This is a genomic window from Bacteroides sp. RTP31139st1_H2_RTP31139_211217 (assembly GCF_040227615.1).
Lineage (GTDB): Bacteria > Bacteroidota > Bacteroidia > Bacteroidales > Bacteroidaceae > Bacteroides > Bacteroides uniformis.
On the sequence record NZ_JBCNZM010000051.1, the window covers coordinates 1 to 18,593 of the forward strand.

Genomic DNA, 18,593 nt, shown 5'->3' on the forward strand with positions numbered 1-18,593 from the left:
CTATCACTCCTCCCAAAGCATCTTTTACATGCCCTTTCACGGTGATGTTCTGTGCATAAGCGCCTACAGACAAGAATAACCCTAACATTAGGGTAAGAATCGTTTGACAGATTCTAAGATTAACTTGCTTCATGCATTTAATAAATTAAAGTTAACAATATTAATTACCTATATATATTATTCGAAAAATAATTTTCGTACTTTCGCTTTCTAACGTCTTTCAAGTACCCAAAGCATGACGCAACAAAAATATGCTTTATTACTTTAGTAAAGTATAAAGAGAGTGTAAAATGTGGGAAACGAACAGTGCAAACGATTGCATGCGGTTGCACAAGATAGAAAAATCACTTGATATATCATAATACAGCGCTTCTCTCCACTCTACATGTGGCATTCTTGCACATAACATATATGTTTATTCTGCTGAAGTACAGAGATTTTCACCGCCTAACGACCGTTAGGCGATTTGTTGATGGCCGTTGGCAGATCGCTTTACGGCCGTCAACAAATCGCTTTACGACCGTTAAGCACTACACAACATCAAGACAAAACAAAAGAAACACAAAGCTTTTACTGAAGAAATGCCATGCATGTATAAACCAAGCAACATACTTTCAGGATATGAATAACGTGTCTGCACAATATTAATATGCCATTAACACGATATTAACAAAATGGCCGACATGATATTAACTTATTACATTACAATAAGTTAACATCATGTCGGCCCTAAAAACAGAGGTGGAAGCAAAATTTGCTTCCACCTTTTTCTGTTGCTTCCACCGCACCTCAAACACCGATGAACAAAGGGGTACAGAGCAGGTGTGGTAGAGTGGAAGCAAATAGTGCTATTTATTTCTCTGAAGTATAAAGTACCAGCTTTCCGGACTTCAATCCTTTAGCCCTTGCCTCAAACACAATCTCACCGGCTTGCTCGCCACTCTGCACAATAGCCGTCAGCTGACCGCTGAAAGCCGGCATCTTGGGCAAATGGAACAAATCGAGGCTGGTAGCATCTCCATTGGCAGCAGCGCGATATTTTCCGGCACCCTTCACCGAGAAATTTACCATGCGGCTGTCTGCCGGACAAAGATTACCGTCCTTATCCACGACACGGACTGTGATATATGCCAGGTCCTTACCATCGGCAGACAAGCGGGTGCGGTCGGCAACCAGCTCCAGATGATGGGGCTTGCCAGCGGTACGAATCACCTTTTCTTCTGCAGGCTTGCCGGAAGCATCATAAGCCACCACTTTCACTTCGCCCGGTTCATAAGGAACATCCATCCACATCAAGCGATAGCGACGCTGCAAAGCAAGGGAGTCCCGGCCTTCCAAAGCACGGCTTTCATCAGCAGTAAGTTTCCGTTGTTTGCCATAACTCTTTCCGTTGACGAACAGTTCGGCACTGGGATAGCTGGTGTAAACAAAAACCGGAGTATTCTCCCCGTCCCTGCCCGGCCACGTCCAGTGCGGAAGGACATGCAAGGTATTTGCCTGCTTGTTCCATAGGCTGCGGTACAGATAGAAACGGTCTTTGGGGAGGCTTGCCAAGTCTATGATACCGAAAACGGAGCTGTGGCTGGGCCAGGAATCCGTACTATAAGGAGAAGGCTCACCCAAATAATCAAAGCCCGTCCAGACGAACTGTCCGATTGTCCAGTCATAATCATCAGACAAAGCAAAATCCTCATCGGGAAGATTCGACCAGGAACAACACTCCACATCATAACCGGAGCACTGATGGTCATCATACATCACACTGGCACCCTTCTGTACGGGAAATTTATAGACACCACGAGAACTTACAGTGGAAGCCGTCTCCGAACCGAGCACAATATTCTGTGGAAGAGTCTCATAAGACTCCACATAACGGTGAGCCCGATAATTAAGACCGGGTACATCAATCATTGCCGCAAACCCGTTGGCAAGCACGCAAGTTACCTGGTCCATACCGCAAGTAACGGGGCGTGTAGGGTCTTCGCGATGGCAAATATCCTGCAGGAAAGAAGCCACTTTGTAGCCCTCGGGACTACATTGGGTAGGAACCTCATTTCCTATACTCCACATTACCACACAAGGATTGTTCCGATAATGATGCAGCATGTTTACCATATCCTTTTCTGCCCATTCGTTGAAATAGCGGTGATAACCATTCTCACATTTGGCAATATCCCATTCATCGAAAGGTTCCAACATCATCATAAAGCCCATCTCGTCACAGAGTTCCACCAATTCGGGTGTAGGCATATTGTGGGAGGTACGGACTGCATCACATCCCATATCCTTCAATAATGTCAACTGACGGCGAAGAGCAGCCACATTGACAGCCGCACCCAACGGGCCCAAATCGTGGTGATTGCATACCCCCTGGAATTTACGGTGCTTACCATTCAGGAAGAATCCCTTATCAGCTATAATCTCAATGCTGCGGATACCAAAACGCGTGGTATATTCGTCAGTCTGTTTGCCATCTACATAAATCTTAGATACTGCCTTATATAAATAAGGTGTCTCAGGGGACCACAGAGACGGAGCATTTATCAGAAAATTCTGCTCAAATGGCTGTCCGTGATTAATTTTCCGGCTATTATCCTTACGGGCTACTATCTTACCGTCCGGCGCAATAATATCAGTAGAAATACGAACATCCGCATCACCGGCATTCCGTATTGTAGTACGCAGACGCACGGAAGCGTATTCAGCAGAAACATGCGGTGTGGTGAGCTGTGTACCCCAAACCGGAACATGAACACGTTCCGTAGTAACTAGGCGGACATTGCGATACAATCCCGCCCCCGGATACCAACGGGAGGACTGGGGTCTGTTTTCCAGACGGACAGCCAGCACATTGTTTTTACCGTCGGCATTCAGCAAACCGGTAACATCGCAATGAAAAGAGTTATACCCGAAAGGCCAGAAACAAGCTTCTTTCCCATTGACATAGACCCGAGCCTCACTCATAGCACCATCGAAAACCAGAGTGACCTGCTTGTCTGCAGAAGCATCAAAAGCCGTACGATACCAACCGACACCCACATAAGGCAACCCTCCGGTACGCCCGGTCTTTACGGAAGCTTGTTTTTCAAGGTCTTGCGTAACCGCTACCTCCTGCAAATCGTTGTTGCGGTCGAACGGACCAAAGATGGCCCAATCATGAGGAATGGTCACTGTTTCCCACTTACTGTCGTCTAAATTTGTTTGTGTTGCTTCGGGAACATCTCCCTTGGTGAACTTCCAGTTCTTTTCCAACAATGCTTCTGTACGCTGCGCCATTGCCGCCAAGGCAAAAAAAGCGCAGCAGGAAAAGATAAGTATTGTCTTTCTCATTCTTCTTTAAAAGATTTTGTTAATATAATTATTTAAAAGCATCCATTATCACAGTGGGGCGGCCGTCTTCAGTGAATGCCCCCAGCCGATATTGGTTCGGCCTGCATTCCGGTTCCCAGTAGAACACGCCCTTGCAGCGTCCGCCGGTATTCTCCTTGCACTCTTTCAGGATACGTGCCAGTTGGCGTTTCCCTTCTGCCAGCACGGAAGCACTTGCCAGATTCCCTTTGTCGTCGGCACACTCCATGCCGGTTTCCACCACCATCACGTCACAGTTGTATTTCCGGGCTACACTATTAATATTGGCAATACACTCGGTGATAGTTCTATCAGCTGTATATTCCTTGTGCTCGAGCATCGTCCAGTAAGGATAGAGCGACATGCCTATCATATCCCACTTACCGCCATTGGCTCTCAGTTCATCAAAGAACCAGGTATACAATTCGTTGTCATATCCATTGTCCAGATGGACGATGACAATGGCATCGTCGAAGACGGACTTTACCGCATCGTATCCTACATTGATAAAAGCAGCCAGGTTGGCAAAGTTCTCACGGTATTTCACTTCCTCGGAAGTGCTGTTGGAACCCTTTACATCACATTCCCTCACATCATAGGACGCACCACTCAATGCAGCATCTTCATCCCAGAGCATCCCCGAACGGATTTCATTACCTACCTGAACCCACTTGGGAGTAACTCCTGCCGCTTTCAGCGCATTAAGTACATCGGCAGTATGACCGGCGACGGCTTTCTTCAAGTCGGCCAAGTTCAGTCCTTTCCATGCAGCAGGCTTATGCTGCTGTCCAGGGTCGGCCCACCAGTCACTGTAATGGAAGTCTACCATTACGTCCATGCCCAGCTCTGCGGCACGCTTGGCTTTCGTCACCAAATCGGCCGTATTGCACCAGTTATCGTGTTCTTTGGGGTCGACCCATACTCTGAGTCGAACCGCATTCAGGCCCAAATCCTTCATCAGCTGGAAACAATCGGTCTCCACACCGGAGGTATTGTAAAATTTCATACCCTTATGTTCCATCTCCGTCACCCAACTGATGTCGGCACCTTTAGCAAAGTCTGTAGCCAGAGGTTCCTCCTTATCGGGAAGTCCACCAGCATTGGGGTCTGTCTCATTATTGCTGCTGCATGCAAATACTGCAAAGGCAATACAAAAAAAGAAAGTCAAAAACTTCATGTGTTTCATGGCGTTATCATCATTAATTGCGTACTGCAAATATAAGCATTTAGGGAATATAGAACTATATATCACCTTAATTTGTCAAAATACGGGTATCTGCAATCGTTTGCACAAACTTACAACCCGATAAACCTCAACGGATAAGCACAATTTACCTTATTACGTTATTTTTGCAATCGGATTAGGGAAGTTTACCTTATCTTTGTCCTCAAAACTATACCATGAATAAACCGCAGATTACCATCAAGGATATTGCCCGGGCGCTGAATGTCTCCCCCTCCACTGTGTCGAGGGCGCTGAAAGACAATCCGGACATCAGCAAGGAAACACGTGACCTTGTCCATGCCTATGCGCGCGAGCATAACTACAAGCCCAACGTACTTGCCGTAAATCTCCGCGCAAGCCGCAGCAATACCATCGGCGTCATTGTCCCCCAACTGGTACACCACTTCTTTTCCTGCGTATTGAGCGGAATTGAGAAAGCAGCGGCGGATGCCGGATATAATATCATAGTGGCGCAGAGCAGCGAATCGTACGAGCAGGAAGTGAAAATTGTACATTCTTTCCTTGCCGCCCGTGTCTGCGGAGTCATCGCTTCACTTGCCAAGGACACTTCCCAATACGACCATTACCAGGAGCTGCTGAACAACGATATTCCCATTGTCTTTTACGACCGTATATGTACGGGGCTGAAAACCGAGCGAGTGGTGGTGGACGACTATGCCGGCTCCTTTGCAGCCGTGGAATACATGATACAGACCGGATGCAAGCGTATCCTTTTCTATGGTGCGGCTCCCCACCTAGAGATTACCAAGAATCGCCGGAACGGCTACCTGGATGCCATGAAGAAGTATAAAATTCCGGTGGACGACAGCATGATTCTGTTGTGCGACACCCGTGAACGCGCCATCTCCATCACTCCCGACCTGCTGGAAAGCGAAAACCGCCCTGACGGTTTCTTTGCCATCAACGACGAGACAGCTTCGGGCATACTGTATGCCTGCAAACTGGTCGGCGTAAAAGTTCCCGATGAAGTATCCATCTGCGGATTCACCGACGGAGCCATTGCCCAAAGCACCGACCCGAAGCTGACTACCGTGGAGCAGCATGGCGAGGAAGTAGGTAAAAGCGCTTTCAGCATTCTGACCGGAAAGCTGGAGGGAGAAGAGAAAAGCAACAACAAGATAGTACGTACCAATCTGGTGATAAGAGGAACTACGAAATAATAAAACATATTAAACCATCATGAAAGTAAAACCCGATTTAAGTTTCTGGAAGCTGTGGAACATCAGCTTTGGTTTTTTCGGCGTACAGATTGCATATGCTTTGCAGAGTGCAAACATCAGCCGTATCTTTTCCACTTTGGGTGCAGACCCGCATAATTTGAGTTATTTCTGGATATTACCGCCGTTGGCAGGTATCATTGTACAACCCATCGTGGGAGCCGCCAGTGACAAGACCTGGACACGCTTCGGGCGGCGCATCCCTTATCTGTTTATAGGTTCGTTGGTGGCCGTACTCGTCATGTGCCTGCTACCCAATGCCGGAAGCTTCGGCATGGCAGTAAGTACAGCCATGATTTTCGGACTGGTATCGCTGATGTTCCTCGACACCTCCATCAATATGGCCATGCAACCCTTCAAAATGATGGTGGGCGACATGGTGAATGAGAAACAAAAAGGACTCGCCTACTCCATCCAGAGTTTTCTCTGCAATGCAGGCAGCCTGGTGGGATATCTCTTCCCGTTCATCTTTGCATGGATTGGCATCAGCAATACAGCTCCCCAAGGAGTAATCCCCGACTCGGTGATTTACTCATTCTACATCGGAGCGGCCATCCTTATCTTCTGCGTCATCTACACTTCGGTCAAAGTAAAAGAGATGCCGCCTGCCGAATATGCAGAGTATCACGGCATCACCGAAGAAGAGGAACATGAAAAGACCAACATGCTGAAGCTGCTCATCAAGGCTCCGAAAGCATTCTGGACTATCGGACTGGTACAATTCTTCTGCTGGTTTGCCTTTATGTTCATGTGGACCTATACCAACGGCAGCATCGCTGCCAATGCTTTTGACGCTCCTACAGTAGAGCACCTGGTAGATGGTGTGACCAAAGTAGTACTCGACACCAAGAGCCTGCAATATCAGAATGCCGCCGACTGGGTAGGCGTACTGTTTGCCGTGCAAGCCATCGGCTCTGTGCTTTGGGCCATCTGCATACCGATGTTCAAGGACCGTCGCCGGGTCTACTCACTCAGCCTTGTTCTGGGAGGTATAGGTTTCATTTCCACCTACTTCATACACGACCCTTATATGCTCTTCATTTCCTTCTTGCTGATAGGTTGTGCATGGGCTGCCATGCTGGCACTGCCGTTCACCATCCTGACCAACGCACTGAGCGGAGGACACATGGGTACTTATCTGGGACTTTTCAACGGTACTATCTGTATCCCGCAGATTATAGCAGCTGCTTTGGGCGGCACCATCCTTGCCTTGTTTACTCCCCAAGGAGGACTGCCTCCTGAAATCAATATGCTTGTGCTGGCAGGAATCATGCTGATAATCGGCGCCGCCTGCGTATACCTCATCAAAGAGAACCAAGGAGAAAAAAGCAAGTAAGCACACGCCTCCGAAACATAACACACAAAGAACCGAGACCGGCACACCGTACAAAGGACAGCCGTTATCTTTGTAATAAAGACATGAATCATACCGTATGATTACCATAATCATATCGTATGATTCATGCTTTCATACCGTATGATTGTTACCTCTTCTTCTGACCGTACATAGCATCTGTTATTGACGAGCCTACCAGCCCTCCGGCAAGAAAGCAGGTAAAAAAAAGCCTACCGCACGTTTGTTTTTTTCCTTTCCATTTCTTCTTTATTTCCGCATATTGCTTAACTTTACGGCGATAACTACAGAAAACACGTCGCCATGAAGAAATACCTCAAGACCGATGAATGGAACATCATCGAAGACCAATTCCACCCCGACCGTCAACGGATGTCGGAAAGTATATTCAGTCTCGGAAACGGACGTTTCGGGCAACGGGGGTATTTTGAGGAGCCTTACAGCAGTGACAGTTACCGTGGTTCATTTGTGGCCGGCATCACTTTCCTGGACAAAACCCGCGTAGGATGGTGGAAAAACGGATTTCCCCCATATTACACCCGTATACCCAAGGCTGCTGACTGGAGCCGCATCAACCTGCGCCTCATCGATGAGGAACTCGATTTGGCAGGCTGGGATGTCGACAGCTTCAACCGCCGCCTGGATATGAAGGAAGGTATCTTCTACCGGGACATGGAGGTGACGTCTCCTCGCGGAAACCAGCTCCGCATCCATGTAGAGCATATCACAAATATGGCAAGACCCAACCTCTGTCTCATCAAGTACAGCGTGTCTTCCATCAACTATACCGGCAGAATCTCACTCGTGCCCATCCTTGACGGGAATATAGTAGACGATGCCGATCTGCCAAACCTGAAAATATGGAACATACTGCGTTCCGGTTCTACCAGCAGCTGTGCCTATCTCTGGACACAGACCCGCCGGGAAGATGCACAAGTGTGCTACGCCATGACTTACCAATTCTTCAAAAACAACAAGGAAACCACTGCCAACCTCATACGGATAGAAAAGGAAAAGCAGACCGGTTTCAGCGTAGGTGCCGACGTGAAACCCGGAGACAACGTGACACTCATCAAATACACCGCCATTGCTTCTTCTCTCTACCACGAACGGAGTGAATTGGTGGAACACTCCGTGGCCGAGGCACGCGAAGCCAAGAGCATAGGCTGGAATACGCTGGTAGAAGAGCATCGAAGGGCCTGGCAGGAAATCTGGGACGAAACGGATGTCGTCATCGAAGGGGATCCGGAAGCGCAACAAGGTATCCGGTACAACATATTCCAGCTGTATCAGACTTACCGGGGAGATGATCCGCGCCTAAACATCGGCCCCAAAGGATTCACCGGAGAAAAATATGGCGGAAATACTTATTGGAACACGGAACTGTGTTGTGTACCGTTTTTTCTGCTCTCCACTCCCAAAGAGATTGCAAAGAACTTGCTGGCATATCGGTACAACCAGCTTCCCAAAGCCATCGAAAACGCCCGTAAACTGGGTTTCAAGGACGGTGCAGCGTTGTTTCCGCAGGTAACCAACAATGGAGAGGAATGCCACAGTGAATGGGAAATAACCTTCGAGGAAATCCACCGTAACAATATCATTGTCTATGCCATCGTTCAGCATGCAGCGCTGACGGGCAATATGGACTATATCGCTAAATATGGCCTGGAAGTAATGATTGCCGTCAGCCGTTTTTGGAGCCAACGGGTATCCTTCTCCCAACCCAAACAGAAATATGTCATACTGGGGGTTACCGGCCCGGATGAATACGAAAACAATGTGGACAACAACTGGTACACTAACTATTCCTGTATACAGTGCCTCAAGATGACCCTCCGTTTTCTGGAAATGGTGGCACAGCAATATCCGGATGAATATGCCCACATACGCCGCATCACCAATCTCGACCAAGTGAAGGAAAGTGCCCGGTGGAGAGACATCATCGAACACATGTATCTGCCGGAAGACAAGGAACGGGGTATTTTTATCCAAAATGACGGCTATATGGATAAAGTACTGGAAAGTACAGATAACATTCCTGCCGAAGAACGCCCCATCAACCAACATTGGTCATGGGACCGCATTCTGCGCTCTTGCTACATCAAGCAGAGCGACGTGTTGCTCGGACTTTACCTCTATTATTTCTATTTCGACACGGAAACCGTCCGCCGCAATTTCGAGTTCTATGAGCCGATGACCGTACACGAATCCTCCCTTTCTCCCCACATCCATTCCATCCTGGCTGCACGCATCGGCAAAGTGGAAAAAGCTTACCAGCTTTTCCTGCATGCCACGCGGCTTGACCTGGACGACTACAACAACGAAGCGGACCAAGGTCTGCACATAACCAGTATGCCCGGCAGCTGGCTGGCCATTGTACGCGGATTTGCAGGTATGCAGGTGCTGAAGGAGACATTGTGTTTCTCCCCCGTCATACCGCAAAAATGGGACAGCTATTCATTCAAGGTGAATTATCTGAAAAACACACTTCACATACGGGTAAGAAAAGAAATCGAAATCTCGCTTACAGCAGGCAGCAAAGTGGACATACAAGTCTACGGACACCCATATACGCTGGAACGGGGGACGGAATTGAAAATTAATATGCCAATGTGCTAATTGGCTACGCAATATTTATGCTGCGCTATCACGCCGCAGATCATTGGCACATTAGCATATTAGCACATTGGCACATTAAATCATCATTTATCCTATAACCGGGAGAACATTTGGTTGTTTTCCCGGTTTTATGTTTTTATATATACCTGAACGAATAACTATATACTTGTTTACCAATGAAAAAAATGTTTCTTTTCGCCCTGGTTACGACGTTGTTCATCACGTCGTGCGGGCAAAAACAAAAGGGTAGCAATACCCTTATCCGACCGGTGAAGACTGCGCAAGTCAGTTCACAGTCGGTTATCCGCAAAGACTTCTCCGGAATAGTGGAAGCCGTGGAATATGTGAGACTTGCCTTCCGCGTCAGCGGACAAATCATCAGCCTCCCGGTTGTAGAGGGACAGCGGGTAAAAAAGGGGCAACTGATTGCCGCCATCGACCCACGCGACATCTCCCTGCAATATGCAGCCGACAAGGCTGCCTACGAAACAGCTGCCGCACAAGTGGAACGTAACAAACGGCTGCTTGGCCGCCAGGCTATCTCCGTGCAGGAATACGAAATCAGCGTAGCCAACTATCAGAAAGCAAAATCCACTTACGAGTTGTCCGGCAACAATATGCGGGATACGCGGCTGACAGCCCCTTTCGAGGGTTCCATCGAAAAACGGCTGGTAGAGAACTATCAGCGTGTCAATGCAGGAGAAGGGGTTGTACAGCTGGTAAATACACAGAAGCTACGAATCAAGTTCACCGTACCGGATGATTATCTCTATCTGCTCCGTGCCAAGGACGTAAAGTTCAAGGTGGTGTTCGACAGTTACCCTGCAGAGGCTTTCGATGCCAGACTGGAAGAGTATCTTGACATCTCCACAGCAGGGACGGGTATTCCGGTGACAATAACAATTGACGACCCGCACTTTGACCGTACACGTTATGACGTAAAACCGGGATTCACATGCAAAATAAAGCTGGCATCGGATGTCGCTCCCTTTCTGGAGGAAAAGCTGATGAATGTACCGTTAAGCGCCGTATTTGGCGACAGTGAAAACCGGAAAACGTATGTATGGGTGGTGGAAGGTAATAAAGTCAGTCGCCGCGAAGTGACCGTTTATTCTCCAACGGGAGAGGCAAACCTGCTTATCTCTAAAGGGTTGGAACCGGGAGAAACCGTTGTGACGGCCGGAGTATACCAGCTGACAGAAGGAGAAGCAATAAAGGTACTAATGTGATTAATCACATTGGCACATTACATTCCCCATTTATCTAAAAAATATTCATTATGAATCTAGCCAAATATTCATTAGACAACACGAAGATAGTCTACTTCTTTCTGGCTGTGCTGCTTATCGGCGGCATACTGTCATTCGGCAGGTTGGGAAAGAAGGAAGACGCACCTTTCGTCATCAAGTCGGCAGTCATCATGACACGCTACCCGGGAGCGGAGCCGGCAGAAGTGGAACGGCTCGTCACCGAACCCATCTCCCGAGAAATACAGTCGATGAGCGGCGTCTACAAGATAAAGTCAGAGTCTATGTACGGACTCTCCAAGATAACCTTCGAACTGCAACCGTCACTCTCTGCCGCATCCATTCCGCAGAAGTGGGACGAACTGCGGCGTAAAGTGCTCAACATACAGCCCCAACTGCCCGCAGGCTCTTCTGTGCCGACCGTCTCGGATGATTTTGGAGACGTTTTCGGCATCTATTACGGCCTGGTGGGTGACGACGGTTTCTCTTATGAAGAAATGAGAAACTGGGCGGAACGAATCAAGACACAAGTCATCACGGCAGACGGTGTGATGAAGGTAGCCCTTTTCGGTACACAGACAGAGGTCATCCATATATTCATCTCCGTAAACAAGCTGGCAGGAATGGGTATCGACCCCAAGCAGCTGGCCGGCCTGCTGCAATCGCAGAACCAGATTATCAATACGGGTGAAATCAGTGCCGGAGAACAACAGTTACGCATTGTGGCCAACGGCACCTACACGACTGTCGATGATATCCGCAACCAGGTTATCACTACCTCCGGCGGACAAGTCAAGCTGGGCGACATCGCCATCATTGAAAAGGGATACATGGAACCTCCCGGCAATATCATGCACATCAACGGGAAGCGCGCCATCGGTATCGGCATCTCCACCGACCCGACAAAGGATGTGGTAAAAACCGGTGAACTGGTAGACCGGAGGCTTGCCGACCTCATGCCCCTCATCCCCGTGGGGCTGGAACTGGAAAGTCTGTATCCCGAAAACGTGATTGCCAAAGAAGCCAACAACGGGTTCATCATCAATCTGATAGAATCCATCCTGATTGTGATTGTAATCATCATGCTGGTGATGGGTATGCGTGCAGGAGTACTGATTGGCTCTTCCCTTATATTCTCTATCGGAGGCACACTGCTCATTATGTCGTTTCTTGGCGTAGGTCTGAACCGGACCTCCCTCGCCGGATTCATCATAGCCATGGGAATGCTGGTGGACAATGCCATCGTGGTGACAGATAATGCCCAAATTGCCATTGCCCGCGGCATCGACCGCCGGAAAGCGCTGATAGACGGTGCCACCGGCCCCCAATGGGGATTGCTGGGAGCAACGTTCATTGCCATCTGTTCGTTTCTGCCACTGTATCTGGCTCCCTCTTCCGTAGCCGAAATCGTGAAACCGCTATTCGTAGTGCTGGCCATTTCCCTGGGATTAAGTTGGGTGCTGGCGTTGACACAAACCACTACATTCGGCAACTTCATACTGAAAGCAAAGGCTAAAGATGGTAGCAAGGACCCATACGACAAGCCTTTCTACCATAAATTCGCCTCCATCCTCAGCACACTGATACGCAAGAAGGCGTTGACCCTTGGAAGCATTACAGCACTGTTCATCCTCTCCCTCATCGTCATGGGACTGATGCCCCAGAACTTCTTCCCTTCTCTGGACAAGCCCTACTTTCGGGCAGATGTATTCTATCCGGACGGGTACAGCATCCGCGAAGTAGAAACCGAAATGAAAAAGGTGGAAGCGCATCTGATGCAGCAGCCGGAAGTGAAACGGGTATCCGTCACATTCGGCAGCACACCGTTGCGTTACTATCTGGCCTCCACTTCCGTCGGTCCCAAACCTAACTTCGCCAATATTCTGGTGGAAGTAACGGACAGCAAATATACCAAGAAGCAGGAAGAGAACCTTGATGCCTACATGAAGGCCAACTATCCCAATGCCATCACCCGTACCATGTTGTTCAAACTCTCTCCTGCTGTAGATGCCGCCATTGAAATCGGGTTCATCGGCAATAACACGGATACGCTGGTCATGTTGACCAACAAGGCTCTGGACATCATGCACCGTGACGGCGAACTTATCAACGTGCGCAACTCCTGGGGCAATAAGATACCGGTATGGCATCCCGTTTACAGTCAGGAGCGTGCACAACCGTTGGGTATCTCCCGTCAAAGCATGGCACAGAGTATCCAGATCGGTACGAACGGCATGACACTTGGGGAATACAGGGAAGGAGACCAGGTACTTCCCGTTCTGTTGAAGGATAAAACTATCGACTCTTTCCGCATCAACGACTTGCGTACACTCCCCGTATTCGGCACTGCACGCGAAACAACCACTCTGGAACAAGTCGTCAGCCGGTTCGACTTCCAGTACAAGTTCTCCAATGTGAAAGACTACAACCGGCAGATGGTGATGATGGCGCAGGCCGACCCACGCCGCGGTGTGAATGCCATTGCCGCCTTCAACCGTATATGGAAGCAAGTGCAAGAAGAGATTGATGTGCCCGAAGGTTACACCATGAAATACTTCGGAGAGCAGGAAAGCCAGGCAGAAAGCAATGCCGCACTGGCAGCTAACCTGCCGCTGACATTCTTCCTTATGTTCGTCACCTTGCTGTTTCTGTTCCGCAGCTACCGGAAGCCGATTGTTATCCTGCTGATGCTGCCGCTTATCTTTATAGGTATTGTACTGGGACTGGTGGTATTGGGGAAATCATTCGACTTCTTCTCCATCCTCGGCTTGCTGGGGCTGATTGGAATGAATATCAAGAATGCCATCGTGCTGGTGGACCAGATTGATACGGAAACCGCTGCCGGAAAAGCACCGCGTGAAGCCGTTATCAGTGCAACGACCACCCGTATTGTCCCGGTGGCCATGGCATCGGGTACCACTATCCTGGGAATGTTGCCGTTATTGTTCGACGCCATGTTCGGCGGCATGGCGGCAACCATCATGGGTGGTTTGCTGGTAGCCTCGGCATTGACACTATTCGTGCTGCCGGTGGCTTATTGCGCCATTCATAAAATCAAGTGAGAGAACATTCAACAATTTACAGTTTACCAATTGAATGATGAAAACAAATATACTTATTCTATCATTACTGTGCTCAGGACTGAATGCCGGGGCACAACAAGCCTATCTGAGCCGCGAAGAATACCGCGACAAGGTAGAAGCATACAGCCAGATTCTGAAACAACAGCATCTGAAAACATTCGCCAGTACCGAGGCACGCAAGATTGCCTCCACCGGTTTCCTGCCCCAGATTGACATCACCGCCGAGGGTACTGCCAATCTCAATCATCTGAACCAATGGAATAGTCCAAAGGGAGACTACCGCCCTTATACCTATCAGGCACTTGCCACCTTGACGCAGCCGCTTTATACCGGAGGTTCCCTAATAGCCCAAAAGAAAGTGGCGCAAGCCGACGAGGCACTGGCTCAACTTACCACAGAGCTGACCCTCGACCAGATACACTATCAAAGTGACGCCATCTATTGGAATGCCTCTGCCGCCCGTGCCGGTCTGAAAGCGGCGGCTACCTTTCAGGATATTGTACAACAGCAGTACGACATCATCCAAGACCGCTTTGATGACGGTGCCATCAGCCGCACAGACTTGCTGATGATTTCCACCCGGCGTAAGGAGGCCGAATTGCAGTACATCAAGGCACGCCAAAACCATACCCTTGCCCTGCAAAAACTGAATATCCTTATGGGCTCGGAACCGGACGCTCCCATAGACAGCATAGCCGAAATAGATATACCGACTGCCTCCATCATACCTCTGGGCCTGGATGATGTGCTGCTTCGCCGGGCAGAATATGCCAGTACCTCCGTGAACATCGCCCGCAGTGAAGCGCAACGGCATGCCGCCCTCAGCCGCTACAACCCACAAGTCAACATGTTCCTCGCTACCGGTTGGGATACGGGAATCACCTATATGGGGCAGGATGTACCTCATACTCCCGTCGTAGGAGTCAATGTCAGCATCCCCATCTTCCGTTGGGGAGCCCGCTTCAAGACAAACCGCCAACAGAAAGCCTATATCGGCATACAGAAGCTGCAACAAAGCTATGTAACGGACAATATTCTGGAAGAGCTCTCCGCAGCCACCACAAAACTGACGGAAACTGAACAGCAAGTCAAGACGGCCCGGGAGAATATGATACTCGCCGAAGAGAATCTGGGCCTTGTCACCTTCTCTTATAATGAAGGAAAAGCCAGCATGGCAGATGTGTTGTCCGCACAACTCTCGTGGACGCAGGCACACACCAACCTGATTGATGCGTATCTGGCGGAGAAGATGGCGATGGCTGAATATTGGAAGGTGGTTAGTGAATGAAATGCCCCTCAAAGAAAAACATACAAAAAACTCCGGCATAGCTTTACAAAGCCATACCGGAGTTTCTTTATATTTTTCCTACTGACCGTTTATCCCAGGAATGAAATCAGCACACCCGCCGCAACAGCCGAGCCGATTACGCCGGAGATATTACTGGACATACAGTAATTCAGCACATGGTTTTTCGGGTCATACTTCGTTGCTATTTCATTGCAGACACGGCTTGCCATGGGTACGGCACTCAGGCCGGTAGCACCAATCAGCGGATTGATCTTCTTCTTGCTGAATAGGTTGAACAGCTTCACAAAGAAAATACCTCCCGTAATGGACAATGCAAATGCCAGGAAACCACCAATCACAATACCGATAGTCGTCCAATTCAGGAATGCCTCACTGGTCATCGTGGCGCCAACGCTCAATCCTAAGAAGATGGTAGCTGCATTCATGATACTATTAGCAGCAGCATCAAACAAGCGGCTTGTATCCGAACCGATTTCCTTAATCAAGTTACCGAACATCAACATACCAATCAAAGGTACTGCTGTGGGCACAAATAAAGCAACAATCGTAGTCACTGCAATCGGGAAGATAATCTTCAATACACGCAGATTCTTAATCTCGGTTTTCGAAGGATACAGCTTCTCCTGCTCCTTCATGTTAATCATCAATTCCTTCTTGGTACAGAACAGCTTCACCACCATCGGAATGATGACCGGTACCAGCGCCATATAAGAATAAGCAGCAATGGCAATCGGTCCCAACAGGTGGGGAGCCAGCTTGATGGTAGTAAAGATAGCCGTAGGACCATCGGCACCACCGATAATGCCCAACGCACCTGCTTCCTGCGGAGTGAACCCTATCATCACAGCACAAAGCAGTACGGTGAAAATACCTAACTGCGCAGCCGCACCGAATATGGAGAGACGCAAGTTACGGAGCATCGGACCGAAGTCTGTCAGCGCACCCACACCCATAAAGATAACAGGCGGCAGAAAGCCGGTCTTAATCAGCATATAATAAATGAAGTTCATCAGTCCGAGGTCGTGCGCAATCTCGTGCAACGGCATCTCCCAAATATTCTTCATCACCCCGCCTACCATGACCATTCCGTTTTCATCTGCCTGAATCACCCCCATCTCGCCGCCGGGAAAGTTGGCAATGAGCACACCGAAAGCGATGGGTACCAACAACAATGGTTCATAGTGTTTCTTGATACCTAAATAAAGCAGGATGAAAGCGATGGCATACATCACGAGGAACGACGGATCAGCAATGATGTTACTGAAGGCCGTCATATCATAGAGTTTTGCAAATATATCTTCCATTATCCTATCTTCATTAATACATCATCTTCAGAAACAGAGTCACCCGGATTGACACAGATGGCAACAACCGTTCCATCAAAGTCTGCGCGGATGGCATTGTATGTCTTCATAGCTTCGATATAGCAGAGGAGGTCGCCACTCTTCACCTTGTCACCCACTTTCAACGGGGTTTCCTGCGCATTCTTTGTCAGGAAGAACTTGCCTTCGAGCGGAGCCGGAACGTCCTGACCTTCGCCTACGGGGGGAGCTGTCACCTTTTCGGTGGCCGAAGCGGGCAGGTCGATGTCACCGTATGCCACCGTCACGCGGTAAGCCTGACCGTCCACCTGCACAGTGAGCGTCTTGGGTTTGGCATCGTCCAGCGGAGACTTGTCACGTTCGGCACGGCGTTTCTCCACATCCTCCAGGAAGTCCTGCTTGGCCTTGCCACTCTTGTAAGCCTCGTATTGAGCCGGGTGCATGGCGTATTCGAAGAGCTCTTCGTCGTCCTCGCCCAGTTCCCACTTGTTCTCCTTCATCAGCTTGCGGTACTTGTCCAGAGCATCGGGATAGTTGTCCTGCGGATTGCCGGTGAAGAACTTGCGTCCTTCGCGTTCGGCCTTCTCTATGATTTCGGGAGCCAGCTGACCCGGCAGCTTACCTGCCTTGCCCAACAGCATATCCCAGATGTCGTCAGCAATCATACCCCAGCGTTCCTTGCCTTTCTCCATAGCAATGACGTTCATCATGGAAAGGTTCTTGACGTACTGGCTGAACGGAGTCACCAACGGGGGATAACCCACGCGCGGCCAAACATATGCCACTTCGTTGAACAACTTGATGAGCAGTTCATCCTGCTTCATGAAGGGCAGGTTGCGTTTTGCCTTGTATTTGTTGATGGACTCCAGATTGGATTCCAAGTCTGCCATCAGACTGCCCATCATGCCACCCGGCAGTCCGGGACCAATCAGCAGGGAGTACATCAGGCGGTTGCGCGGGCTGATGTACAAGCCAAGGAAGTCGTCCATAAACTCCTGGATGAGTGCGCGTACCTTCATATATGCCTCCATATTGACTTCGGGCACCTGGAAGCCTGCATCCTTCAGCATGGCCTGCACACTGAGCAAGTCGGCATGTCCCGTACCCCAGGAAAGCGGCTCCATGCCTACGTCGATATAGTCGCAACCCGCTTCGCACACTTCAAGAATACTTGCCATATTGAAACCGGGACCCGCATGACTATGATACTGGATAGGAATATCGGGATGCGCCGCCTTGATATTGGCCACAATCTTGCCCAAAGAAACCGGACGTCCGATACCTGCCATATCCTTGATGCAGATTTCGTCGGCACCTGCCTTGATAAGCTTCAGTGCCATCTCCGTGTAGTATTCTACGGTATGGATGGGTGAATGGGTGATGCAGAGCGAGCATTGGGAAATCATTCCGGCATCGTGTGCATAGCCAATAGAAGGGATGATATTGCGGGTATCGTTCAAACCGCAGAAAGTACGCGTGATGTCCGTACCCTGCGCTTTCTTTACCTTATAGAACAGCTTGCGCACATCGGCGGGCACGGGACTCATGCGGAGGCCATTCAGGGCACGGTCCAACATGTGAGTCTGGATACCGGCTTCATGGAACGGCTTCGTCCACTCGCGCACGGCTTTATTCGGATTCTCCCCAAACAGCAGATTTACTTGTTCAAAACCTCCGCCATTGGTTTCCACGCGCGCAAAACAACCCATCTCAATGATGGCGGGAGCAACTTTCACCAGTTGGTCAACACGGGGTACATATTTTCCGGCACTCTGCCACATGTCCCTGAATACCAAACTGAACTTAATTTCCTTTTTCATACTAAATTATTCGGTGTGTTTTTATATA

At 49.2% G+C, this 18,593-nt stretch carries 10 protein-coding genes; 6 read left to right on the forward strand and 4 right to left on the reverse strand.

Going from position 1 to position 18,593, the window contains the following annotated elements; genetic code table 11:
* Positions 1–852 precede the first annotated feature (852 nt).
* Positions 853–3,330: a glycoside hydrolase family 2 TIM barrel-domain containing protein gene (locus tag ABUA47_RS10585; protein ID WP_349831598.1), complete on the reverse strand. Its 2,478-nt coding sequence runs from the start codon at positions 3,328–3,330 to the stop codon at positions 853–855.
* 28 nt (positions 3,331–3,358) lie between these two features.
* Complete coding sequence (locus ABUA47_RS10590; RefSeq protein ID WP_005837727.1) at positions 3,359–4,534, reverse strand: arabinogalactan endo-beta-1,4-galactanase; 1,176 nt, start codon at positions 4,532–4,534, stop codon at positions 3,359–3,361.
* 215 nt (positions 4,535–4,749) lie between these two features.
* Between ABUA47_RS10590 and ABUA47_RS10595 the strand changes: the two genes are divergently transcribed.
* The 6 genes from ABUA47_RS10595 (at position 4,750) to ABUA47_RS10620 (ending at position 15,402) form a co-directional block, all read left to right on the forward strand.
* Positions 4,750–5,754, forward strand: a complete 1,005-nt coding sequence (locus ABUA47_RS10595; protein ID WP_022401549.1) for a LacI family DNA-binding transcriptional regulator — start codon at positions 4,750–4,752, stop codon at positions 5,752–5,754.
* 19 nt (positions 5,755–5,773) lie between these two features.
* Entirely contained in the window at positions 5,774–7,147 is a 1,374-nt protein-coding gene (locus tag ABUA47_RS10600; protein ID WP_035449528.1) for an MFS transporter, read from the forward strand.
* Positions 7,148–7,468: 321 nt separating this feature from the next.
* Positions 7,469–9,784 (forward strand): family 65 glycosyl hydrolase domain-containing protein, encoded by a 2,316-nt coding sequence (locus ABUA47_RS10605; protein ID WP_347774051.1) that lies wholly within the window; start codon positions 7,469–7,471, stop codon positions 9,782–9,784.
* Between the two features lie 176 nt (positions 9,785–9,960).
* A complete protein-coding gene (locus tag ABUA47_RS10610) occupies positions 9,961–11,013 on the forward strand; it encodes an efflux RND transporter periplasmic adaptor subunit (RefSeq protein WP_044467721.1) in 1,053 nt (350 codons plus the stop codon).
* A gap of 50 nt (positions 11,014–11,063) precedes the next feature.
* Positions 11,064–14,093 (forward strand): efflux RND transporter permease subunit, encoded by a 3,030-nt coding sequence (locus ABUA47_RS10615; protein ID WP_349831599.1) that lies wholly within the window; start codon positions 11,064–11,066, stop codon positions 14,091–14,093.
* 34 nt (positions 14,094–14,127) lie between these two features.
* Positions 14,128–15,402 carry a TolC family protein gene (locus tag ABUA47_RS10620; RefSeq protein ID WP_195433537.1) on the forward strand — a complete coding sequence of 425 codons (1,275 nt, stop codon included), beginning with the start codon at positions 14,128–14,130 and terminating at the stop codon, positions 15,400–15,402.
* 89 nt (positions 15,403–15,491) lie between these two features.
* Here the strand turns inward: ABUA47_RS10620 and ABUA47_RS10625 are convergent, their stop codons facing one another.
* The gene (locus ABUA47_RS10625; RefSeq protein WP_005826328.1) at positions 15,492–16,727 is read right to left on the reverse strand and encodes a sodium ion-translocating decarboxylase subunit beta; all 1,236 of its coding nucleotides are present in this window, start codon (positions 16,725–16,727) and stop codon (positions 15,492–15,494) included.
* The gene (locus ABUA47_RS10630; protein ID WP_349831600.1) at positions 16,727–18,565 is read right to left on the reverse strand and encodes a biotin/lipoyl-containing protein; all 1,839 of its coding nucleotides are present in this window, start codon (positions 18,563–18,565) and stop codon (positions 16,727–16,729) included. The genes ABUA47_RS10625 and ABUA47_RS10630 overlap by 1 nt, the downstream gene beginning before the upstream one ends.
* Positions 18,566–18,593: the final 28 nt, after the last annotated feature.